Consider the following 9,257-nt stretch of genomic DNA (forward strand, 5'->3'; position numbering starts at 1 on the left):
TGCGACACGCCGGCTGTTATCCCATGGAAGAGTTTATCGACGGCTTCTGGTTGCCAGCCAGCGAATATTCCGATTTTTAACCTCCTCCCCGCGCGATGCTGAGGAATTTCTGATTTCATCGGAAACTTCGTCTTCCTCCGAGGCATAAGGCCGCTGTTTTGCTAAATTGCGGCTCCCGAAGAAGAGAGAGACAGAGAAAGGTCATGCCAGCATCGGCTCATTCCAACGAGCAATATGAAACTCTGCTGCGCGACGTCAGCCTGGCGTTAGGCGACGCAGTGTTGCAGTTAATCAAAAACCATAAAAAGGTATCCGGCGGCAATATTCTTTCACAGCTGGTGACCGAAATAGAGCGGGAGCAGGATCAGCAACGTTTCGCCGCGCTGCGTTCCGCCATTGAGCTGGTCGGGTTGGCGCCTAAAGGCTGAGCTCCCGATAAAACAAAGGCAGGGCTTGCGCCCTGCCTGATTACCAATCCCGACACAGGATGAAGGTAATGAAATTGCAGAATTAGAAACGATACGTCAGGCTGACGGCAACGATATCATCGTTGGCCAGTTTCAGTTTGTTATCGTCGCTCAGCTGGTTGATTTGATAATCGACGTAGGTGTACATATTTTTGTTGAAGTAGTAAGTCGCCCCCACTTCCACGTATTTCACCAGGTCGGCATCACCGATCCCTTCGATATCTTTGCCTTTGGACTGCACGTAGGCCACGGAAGGACGCAGGCCGTTCTCGAATTGATACTGAGCCACCACTTCGAAGTTTTGCGTTTTATTGGCGAAGCCGGAAGTGCCGTTGACGCTGATCGGCGTCATGTTACGGGTTTCGGCATACATCGCGGCCAGGTAAACCTGGTTGGCGTCGTATTTCACTGCGGTGGTCCAGGCGGTAGCGCTGTCACCCTTGCCATACTGCAGCTCTTTTTGTTTGCTGGTGCGGTTGGAATCAGAGAACGCCGCCGCTACGCCGATGCCGGTGCCGCCGATGTCCTGGTAGTCCAGAGACAGGCCGTAACCGTCGCCGTTTTGCTTGGTCACGCTGCGGCCGTCACCGTCGTTTTTACCCTGATACTGCACCGCCAGGTTCAGGCCTTCCACCAAACCGAAGAAATCACGGTTGCGGTAGGTGGCCAAACCGTTGGAACGGGCGGTCATAAAGTTATCGGTATAGCTGTAGGAGTCGCCGCCGAATTCCGGCAGCATGTCGGTGTAAGCCTCGGCGTCATACACCACGCCGTAGTTACGGCCGTAGTCGAAAGAACCGTAGTTGCCGAATTTCAGCCCCGCGAAGCCCAGACGCGTTTTGGTGCCGGCGGTGCCCTGCGCTTCGTCGTGATTGGCCTGGACGTTGTATTCCCACTGGCCGTAGCCGGTCAACTGGTCATTGATTTGCGTTTCGCCTTTGAAGCCCAGGCGAACATAGGTCATATCACCGTCGTTGGACTTACTGTCGCTGAAATAATGCTTGGCGTTAACGCGGCCGTACAGGTCGAGTTTATTGCCATCCTTATTGTAGATTTCAGCCGCGTTGGCAAAGGAGGTGATCGCCCCGAGGGCGACAGCTAAGGCTAATACACTGCGTTTCATCATTTATTTTCCTAGATATTATAATTAGAACCCTGCCCGTCACGCCCAATTTATAATTTGGGCTGTGATTTTATCTTTTGGTATTTTATGAGATCCCCTAATGCTGGGGTGATGTGACATTAGCATCATGAATCAAAACTTAAAATCAAAAAGTTCATGAAACAACGAGGAGAAAGCATGTTTATGTGTAACCAAATATTACAAAAAAGAAATCACTCAACTCATTGAATATAAGAATTTTTTATCACATAAGTTATAACCAAAACGGTGCAATGCACCATTATGGTGCAATTCGGTTTCGTTTTGCGTGCTTTCTGCGCGATTCAAAAGTAACAACAAAATTAGCATGGTTATTAAAAACGTTACTTATTTCACATTTTTATCTTAACAAACTCACCAGGCAATTAAGGCTTTCAGATAACGATCTGACACTGCCTTCTATTCATTCGCATAAAGACACGGATTCGTGACGAATAAAACTCGCCTTACGGGAATAAAAATAGCGGGAAATAGCAAATTAAAATAATGAAAGGAATAACGGCGGCGCGCTGACGGCGCCACCGTGGATAAATCAATACAGCGTAGAGCGGGAAACTTCGCTCAACAACATGCCGGCACGCAGGCCCAACGCCACGCTGGGGTTAGGGAACAGTATCCACGCCCCCTCCTGGCCGACGCGATAGTCCTCCTGCGGCTGCTCGCACAGCAACATGCCCGGTTCCAGCTCGGTGAAGTTGGCCGTGTCATCGTCCAGATGCAGTTTGAAATCTTCGCTGTGCTTGATCAACGAGTGCATCACACGGAAAACCCGAATCTCGGCGCCCGCACGCGCCGGCAGCGCCCCTTCGCTGACCGCCGCCCGCAGAGCGCGATCGATGGCGGCGAACTGCTGCAGATCGTTGCTGCCGAACGGCCGCGCCTTGCCCAGCTCGAGCGTACAGCTCGCCGCATTGAGATGTTCGCTGGAGTAATGGCTAAACGTCCCGCCCGGCGCACTGTGTACCACCAACGCATCCAGATCGGCGGCATCCAGCAGCTTCAACATCGGCTCACTGTACGGGCGTTTCTGAAAGGGCAGAATGCCGAAACGCGGCAAACGCGATTCGCGGATGGCGGTGTGCAAATCGTAATGGAAACGCGCCGCCTGCTCCCCATCGAAAAAGGCGGCGAGCGCACGCTCCAACTGTTGCGCGCGCACGGTTTCGCCGCTGGCGGCGAAGTTGCGGTAGCGGCCGCCGAACATGCGGTTCATATCGCTGTGCAGATAACGCTTGCCGGCCCGCATCGCCGCCGGGTTGCCCAGCACCACCAACAGTCGCGCCGTCAGCGGCAACCGGCCGGCAAGGAGATCGCCGACCAGCTGATTGAGCAGCTCAATCGGCGCGGTTTCATTGCCGTGCACGCCCGCCGACATCACCATCGCCTGGCGGTAAGGCTGTCGTGGCGTAAGCTCCAGCACCCCTTCCCCCTGCCAGCGCCACCGCAGCTGCGGTGTTTCACCTTGCCATTCGACGGGTTCGTTCCCTTCCAGCGTCAGGGGCAGTAGATCGATCATGCTGCCTCCCTTAGCGTTGGAACGGATAAATGGCGCCGAGACCGAGGATCGACGTCAACGCATCCAGCGCCTCGCGCCCTTCGCGCAGCAGCAGCGGATCGGCCAGGTCATCCTGCGTCAGGCGGTCGCGGTAATGACGATCGACCCACTCGTTCAACGTTGCGAACAGCCGGTCGTTCATCATCACGCGCGGATTGACCGCTCTCAACTCTTGTTCGTTAAGCGCCACCCGCAACCGCAGGCAGGCAGGGCCGCCGCCGTTGCGCATGCTTTCACGCAGGTCGAACACGCGGATTTCATCGATCGGGCCGCCGCTGCCGACCATGTCGTTGAGGTAACGCCACACGCCGGCGTGCTGACGCGACTCCTCCGGCACGACGATCATCATCTTGCCGTTCGGTTTGGTAAGAATTTGGCTGTTGAACAGATAGGTCGCCACCGCGTCCGCTACCGAGACGCGCTCTGTCGGCACTTCGATCGCCACCAGCTCGCTGTCCAGCGTCGCCATCTTGCGGCGCACTTCATCCAGCGCCTGTTGCTGGCGGTAGAACGCCTGCTGATGATGGAACAGCACGTTCTGGTTGCTGACCGCAATCACGTCGTTATGGAACACGCCCTGATCGATCACCGCCGGGTTTTGCTGCACGAAGACCGTATGCTGTTCATCCAACTGGTGCAGGCGAGCGATCGCCTCGCCGGCTTCGCGAGTCTGGCGCGCCGGATAACGCGCCGGCGCCGTTTCGCCGCCGAATTCCTGACGACCATAGACGAACACCTGCACGCTGCGCTTGGCGTAATCACCGCCCAAACGGTTATGGTTGGCCGCCCCTTCGTCGCCGAACAACGCCACCTGCGGCAGCGCCTCGTGGTGGGCGAAATGCCGATCGTCGCTGAACATCGCCCGCAATACGGCGGTGGTGGTTTCCGCTTCGATGGCCCGGTGGAATTTGTTGTTCAGGTTGGCGGCGGTGAAGTGCACCTTGCCGTCGGCGCTGTCCGCCGAAGGCGACACGGTGGCCGCATTGGCGGTCCACATGCACGACGCCGAGCTGAGCGCCGACAGCAGGCGCGGCGACTGACGCATCGCCTGCGCCAGCACCGCCTCATCGCTGCCGCTGAAACCCAGGCGACGCAGCATCGGCAAATGCGGCCGCTCCTGCGGCGGCAAGACCCCTTGCTGGAAACCGAGATCGGCCAGCGCCTTCATTTTCAGCAAACCTTGTTTCGCCGCCAGCTTCGGGTCCGATACGCTGTTTTGATGCAGCGTTGACGCCTCGTTGCCGAACGACAGCCCGGCATAGTGGTGCGTCGGCCCCACCAAACCGTCGAAATTGACTTCATATCCTGACATGTTTATCCCCTGGGGATAGCGTGCGGCAGCGCCATCGCGCCGCCGCAGACGATTAACGGAACGACAAGCCCGGCGAGAGCGTCGCCGGCAGCGACAGGCTTTCGCTTTCCAGCGACGCCATCGGCCAGGCGCAATAGTCCGCCGCATAGAAGGCGCTTGGGCGATGGTTGCCGGAGGCTCCCACGCCACCGAACGGCGCCGCGCTGGACGCTCCGGTCAGCGGCTTGTTCCAGTTGACGATGCCGGCGCGCGCTTCCAGCAGCAACCGCTCGAACAGCTCACGCTGCGGCGATACCAGCCCCACCGACAGGCCGTAGCGCGTCCGGTTGGCCAGCTGCAGCGCCTCGTCGAAATCGCGGTAACGCACAATCGTGGTCAACGGTCCGAAGTACTCTTCGTCCGGTACGCCGGCCACGCCGGTCAGATCGACGATGCCCGGGCTGAGCAGCGAACTGCCCGGCTCCAGCAGGCGCATGGTCAGCAGTGATTTGCCGCCCAGCGCCAGCAAGCGCTGCTGCGCTTTCAGCATGTTCTCCGCCGCGGCTGCCGACACGACGCCGCCCATGAACGGCTGCGGTTCGGCATCCCAACGGCCGACGCGCAGCTCGCCCGCCACCTGAACCAAACGCGCGATAAAGGCGTCGCCTTCCGCCCCCTGCTTCACCAGAATGCGGCGTGAACAGGTACAGCGTTGGCCGGCGGAGATAAACGCCGATTGGATAGCCAGGTTGACCGCCGCGTCCCGATCCTCGAAGCCGTCGACGATCAGCGCATTGTTGCCGCCCATCTCCAGCGCCAGGATCTTCTCCGGCTGCCCCGCCAATTGGCGATGCAGGTGATAGCCGGTGCCGGCGCTGCCGGTGAACAGCAGACCGTCGATATCCGCACTGGCCGCCAACGCTTCGCCGGTTTCGCGGCCGCCTTGCACCAGATTGATCACCCCGTCCGGCAGACCGGCCCGCAGCCACAGTTTCAGGGTCTCCTCGGCGGTCAACGGCGTCAGCTCGCTCGGTTTGAATACCACGCAGTTACCGGCCAACAGCGCCGGCACGATATGGCCGTTCGGCAGATGGCCGGGGAAATTGTAAGGCCCAAACACCGCCAGCACGCCGTGCGGACGGTGGCGCAGCACCGAAGCGCCGTCGGCCATCGCCGTCTGGCTAAAACCGGTGCGCGTCTGATAGGCCTGCAGCGAAATGCCCACTTTGCCGATCATCGCCTGAATTTCAGTCAGCGTTTCCCAACGCGGCTTGCCTGTCTCGCGGCTGATGGTTTCCGCCAGCGACTGCTTGTGTTCTTCCAGCAAGGCGGCGAAGCGTTTCACCAGCTGTTCGCGCTGCTCGAACGGCGTGCGCGCCCAAGCGGGGAACGCGGCGCGCGCGGCTTCGCAGGCGGCGGCGACGTCGTCGGCGTCGGCGGCGTTAGCGCGCCACAGCGGCTGGTTGCCGACCGGATCGGCCTTGCCGAACTCGGCGCCGCGGCCCTGCCGCCAGACGCCGTTAATCAACAGAGCAGGATGGGACATCATGCTTTCTCCTGTGCAATAAGGGGGAGCACCCGCACCGGGCTGCCCTGTTCGACGCCCAGCGCCGCAGCGGTGGCGGCGTTGATATGCAGGCGGTCGTCATACAGATCGGCATTGACCAACAGTGCGCGGTAATTCTGATAGTTGTCGTTGGCCACCAGATGCACCGGCGCATCGGCGCGCATCGGCGTGTCATCCAGCACCACTTTCACCAGGCGGCTCTGCTTGACCGCGCGGATATGGTCGATCTCCGCTTCCAGCGTCGGACCGCCGTCGAAGATATCGACGTAGCCCTGATAGCTCAGGCCTTCCGCCTCCAGCAACCGGCGCGCCGGCAGGGTTTGCGGGTGCACTTCGCCAATCACTTTCTGCGCATCTTCGGCCAGAAAATCGACATACAACGGGTGTTTCGGCATCAGCTCGGCGATAAACGCCTTTTGCCCGGTGCCGCTCAGGTAGTCCGCCTTGGCGAACTCGATGGAGAAGAAACGGTGGCCGACGCTCTCCCAGAACGGCGACCGGCCGTTTTCATCGGAGAAACCGCGCATCTCGGCGATCAGACGGCGGGAGAAGCGTTCACGGAACGCGGCGATAAACAGGAAACGCACCTTCGACAGCAGTTTGCCGTTCTCGCCGTGGCGATAATCCGGATCGAGGAACAGCGTGCACAGTTCCGAATGCCCGGTATGGTCGTTGCTGAGGAACAGCGTCGGCACCGATTTATAGACGTTCAGCTGTTTGGAAGCGTGCACCTGCGTGCCGACGCGGAAGCTGTACCAGGGTTCCGCCAGGCCGACGGCCACTTCGATCGCGCAGACCCCCACCGCCTGCCGGCGCTCGCTGTCTTCCAACACGAACAAATAACACTGGTCACTTTGCGGAAGTTCGCCTTGCCAGGTTTTTAACGCCCGCTCAATGCGTGCCGACAAGGTATCTTCATTCTGCGGCAGTGAAGTGAGACCGATGCCGGATTTACCGGCAAGCGTCAGTAAATCCGCCAGATCGCGACGCTCTATAGGGCGAATAATCATCATAATGCGAACCTCTTCTGAATCAGGCTGCGCCGGTGAAGGCGCAGCCCGCTGATTAGCTGCAAATGCGCGCCACGGCGCGCGCGAATCGCGCCAGCCCCTCTTTCACATCCTGCTCAGGGATGATCAGCGACGGCGTGAAACGCACCACGTCCGGGCCGGCGATCAGCGCGATAACGCCTTCTTCGTTGGCCAGTTGGGTGATCTGCTTCGCTTTGCCGGCATAATCTTTCTTCAATTGGCAGCCGATCAGCAAACCGCCCCCGCGGATCTCGGCGAAGATCGGGTACTGGCGGTTGATGTCGTTCAACCCGTCGATGAACCACTGGTGACGTTGCTTGACGCCTTCCAGCACTTCCGGCGTGTTGATGATGGAGAACACTTCCCCCGCCACCGCCGTCGCCAGCGGGTTGCCGCCGTAGGTGGTGCCGTGGGTGCCGACGCCCAGCGTTTTCGCCAGCGCATCGGTGGTCAGCATCGCGCCGATCGGGAAGCCGCCGCCCAGCGCTTTGGCGGTCGTCAGCACGTCCGGCACCACGCCGTACTGCATGTAGGCATACAGGTGGCCGGTGCGGCCGACGCCGGTCTGCACTTCGTCGAAGATCAGCAGCGCGTTATGGCGATCGCACAGTTCACGCAGCCCCTGCAGGAAACTGGCCTCCGCCGGCAGCACGCCGCCCTCGCCCTGGATCGGCTCGACGATCACCGCGCAGGTGCGATCGTTGATAAGCTCGGCCGCTGCGGCCAGATCGTTATACGGCGTATGGGTGATGCCGCCCGGCAGCGGCGCAAAATCCTGCGAATATTTCGGCTGGCCGCCGGCGGAAACGGTGAACAGCGTACGGCCGTGGAACGCGTTGTTGAACGCCACAATCTGATCTTTACCGGCGCCGTGTTGGTCGTGCGCATGCTTGCGCGCCAGTTTCAGCGCCGCTTCGTTGGCTTCTGCACCCGAATTACAGAAAAACACCTTGTCGGCGAACGTGGCGTCGATCAGTTTTTTGGCCAGACGCAGTACCGGTTCGTTGGTATAACCATTGCCCAGATGCCACAGTTTGCCCGCCTGCTCCACCAGCGCCGCCTTGACCGCCGGGTGCGCATGGCCCAACGCGTTAACCGCGATGCCGCCGGCGAAATCGATGTAAGACTTACCCTGCTGATCCCACACCTGCGATCCTTCGCCACGCACCAGAATAAAATCGGCAGGGGCATAAACCGGGACCATCCAGTCATCGAAAGACTGGCGGGTAACTGCGATTGGCTGTTCCATAGTGACCTCATAATCTCAGCAAAGGCTGAATTTTGACTGTAAGGGCCGCTCAAGCCCGGTTAGACCGCCACAATGCAAAAAAACCGTTATTCAAAACCGACTTTCGCGGCGGAGAAAATGCTGTCCCTCACCGCTGATTTAGAAACAAATCTGTTACATAAAATCGGTTTTTCACTATTTATGGCGTATATCCGGTCCCTGAGCGGGGAGTAAATGTTAACGAGCAGTTAAAATACATGTCGTTTGATAAAGAGTGTAGAGCAGCTATCGTGCCAAAACGGGATTTTTGCCGGATTTTGCTATTTTTTACGTTAAAACAACGGCTTATAATGAATATTTATTCATTTTCTATGCATTGGTAATGCATAAATTAAAAAATAAGGCCTAAAATCATCATTGCGTGCGAAATCCTATTCAATTACGAAAAACTTCAGGATTTCTGATCGGGCTCGCAAAAATAATTTCACCCAATTTGCTCGCTATCACACTTTTTGCCCCCATCGGGTGCGGCGGCGCGCCAGCATGGTGCAACGCGGCAGCGACGCCACCCGCTATGCTCGCGCAAAAGGAGCCGCGTTGACCGCGGTTCCTGCTTTGTACGCCAGCGACTACACTGTGATCCTGACCGCCCCTTCTCTTCTGCGCACAAGGAGCCACCATGCCCAAGAAAACCGTCGATCTCAGCCAGCCGCACGCCCAACACGACATCCGCGCGTTTCTCGACGCGCTGAATGCCGCCGGCGGTAAACCCATGGAGCAGATGAAGCCCAAAGAGGCGCGCAGGGTTTTGGAGGACGCGCAACGCAGCGTCGAGGTGCCGCTGCGCGAGGTGGAAATCAGCGAGAAAACCATCCACGTTGAGGGCCAGGATATTCTGCTGCATCTGGTGCGACCGGCCAGGGTCAAGGAGGCGTTGCCGGTATTCATGTTCTTTC

8 protein-coding genes and 1 pseudogene (1 of these 9 running past the window's edge) are annotated in these 9,257 nt (G+C 58.7%); 3 read left to right on the forward strand and 6 right to left on the reverse strand.

What is annotated here, in order from left to right; genetic code table 11:
* The coding region (locus ADK28_RS31765; protein ID WP_152929734.1) for a DUF1482 family protein at window positions 1–80 on the forward strand (80 nt) is incomplete at its 5' end.
* Window positions 81–203: 123 nt separating this feature from the next.
* Complete coding sequence (locus ADK28_RS21200) at window positions 204–428, forward strand: biofilm development regulator YmgB/AriR family protein (RefSeq protein ID WP_016927388.1); 225 nt, start codon at window positions 204–206, stop codon at window positions 426–428.
* A gap of 82 nt (window positions 429–510) precedes the next feature.
* Here ADK28_RS21200 and ompC read toward each other — a convergent pair whose 3' ends face one another.
* The 6 genes from ompC to ADK28_RS21230 form a co-directional block, all read right to left on the reverse strand.
* Complete coding sequence (ompC, locus tag ADK28_RS21205; RefSeq protein ID WP_016927387.1) at window positions 511–1,593, reverse strand: porin OmpC; 1,083 nt, start codon at window positions 1,591–1,593, stop codon at window positions 511–513.
* Window positions 1,594–2,161: 568 nt separating this feature from the next.
* On the reverse strand, window positions 2,162–3,145 hold the full coding sequence (astE, locus tag ADK28_RS21210; RefSeq protein ID WP_048796589.1) for a succinylglutamate desuccinylase: 984 nt from the start codon (window positions 3,143–3,145) through the stop codon (window positions 2,162–2,164).
* 10 nt (window positions 3,146–3,155) lie between these two features.
* Window positions 3,156–4,496: an N-succinylarginine dihydrolase gene (gene astB / locus ADK28_RS21215; protein WP_048796590.1), complete on the reverse strand. Its 1,341-nt coding sequence runs from the start codon at window positions 4,494–4,496 to the stop codon at window positions 3,156–3,158.
* A 52-nt stretch (window positions 4,497–4,548) separates the two neighbouring features.
* Window positions 4,549–6,021 (reverse strand): succinylglutamate-semialdehyde dehydrogenase, encoded by a 1,473-nt coding sequence (gene astD / locus ADK28_RS21220; protein WP_048796594.1) that lies wholly within the window; start codon window positions 6,019–6,021, stop codon window positions 4,549–4,551.
* Window positions 6,021–7,055, reverse strand: a complete 1,035-nt coding sequence (gene astA, locus ADK28_RS21225) for an arginine N-succinyltransferase (protein ID WP_004934585.1) — start codon at window positions 7,053–7,055, stop codon at window positions 6,021–6,023. The genes astD and astA overlap by 1 nt, the downstream gene beginning before the upstream one ends.
* 52 nt (window positions 7,056–7,107) lie before the next feature.
* Complete coding sequence (locus ADK28_RS21230) at window positions 7,108–8,322, reverse strand: aspartate aminotransferase family protein (RefSeq protein ID WP_015378175.1); 1,215 nt, start codon at window positions 8,320–8,322, stop codon at window positions 7,108–7,110.
* 658 nt (window positions 8,323–8,980) lie between these two features.
* On the opposite strand from ADK28_RS21230, the pseudogene ADK28_RS21235 reads away from it, so the two are divergent.
* A pseudogene (locus ADK28_RS21235) lies at window positions 8,981–9,257 on the forward strand (alpha/beta hydrolase) (it continues 696 nt past the right edge of the window).

It is taken from the genome of Serratia sp. 506_PEND, from assembly GCF_001076875.1.
Lineage (GTDB): Bacteria > Pseudomonadota > Gammaproteobacteria > Enterobacterales > Enterobacteriaceae > Serratia > Serratia marcescens.

Bases quoted from the DNA above. Each gene is read 5' to 3' on its own strand.
- ADK28_RS21200 (WP_016927388.1), top strand. From the start codon at position 204: ATGCCAGCATCGGCTCATTCCAACGAGCAATATGAAACTCTGCTGCGC.
- ompC (WP_016927387.1), bottom strand. From the start codon at position 1,593: ATGATGAAACGCAGTGTATTAGCCTTAGCTGTCGCCCTCGGGGCGATC.
- astE (WP_048796589.1), bottom strand. From the start codon at position 3,145: ATGATCGATCTACTGCCCCTGACGCTGGAAGGGAACGAACCCGTCGAA.
- astB (WP_048796590.1), bottom strand. From the start codon at position 4,496: ATGTCAGGATATGAAGTCAATTTCGACGGTTTGGTGGGGCCGACGCAC.
- astD (WP_048796594.1), bottom strand. From the start codon at position 6,021: ATGTCCCATCCTGCTCTGTTGATTAACGGCGTCTGGCGGCAGGGCCGC.
- astA (WP_004934585.1), bottom strand. From the start codon at position 7,055: ATGATGATTATTCGCCCTATAGAGCGTCGCGATCTGGCGGATTTACTG.
- ADK28_RS21230 (WP_015378175.1), bottom strand. From the start codon at position 8,322: ATGGAACAGCCAATCGCAGTTACCCGCCAGTCTTTCGATGACTGGATG.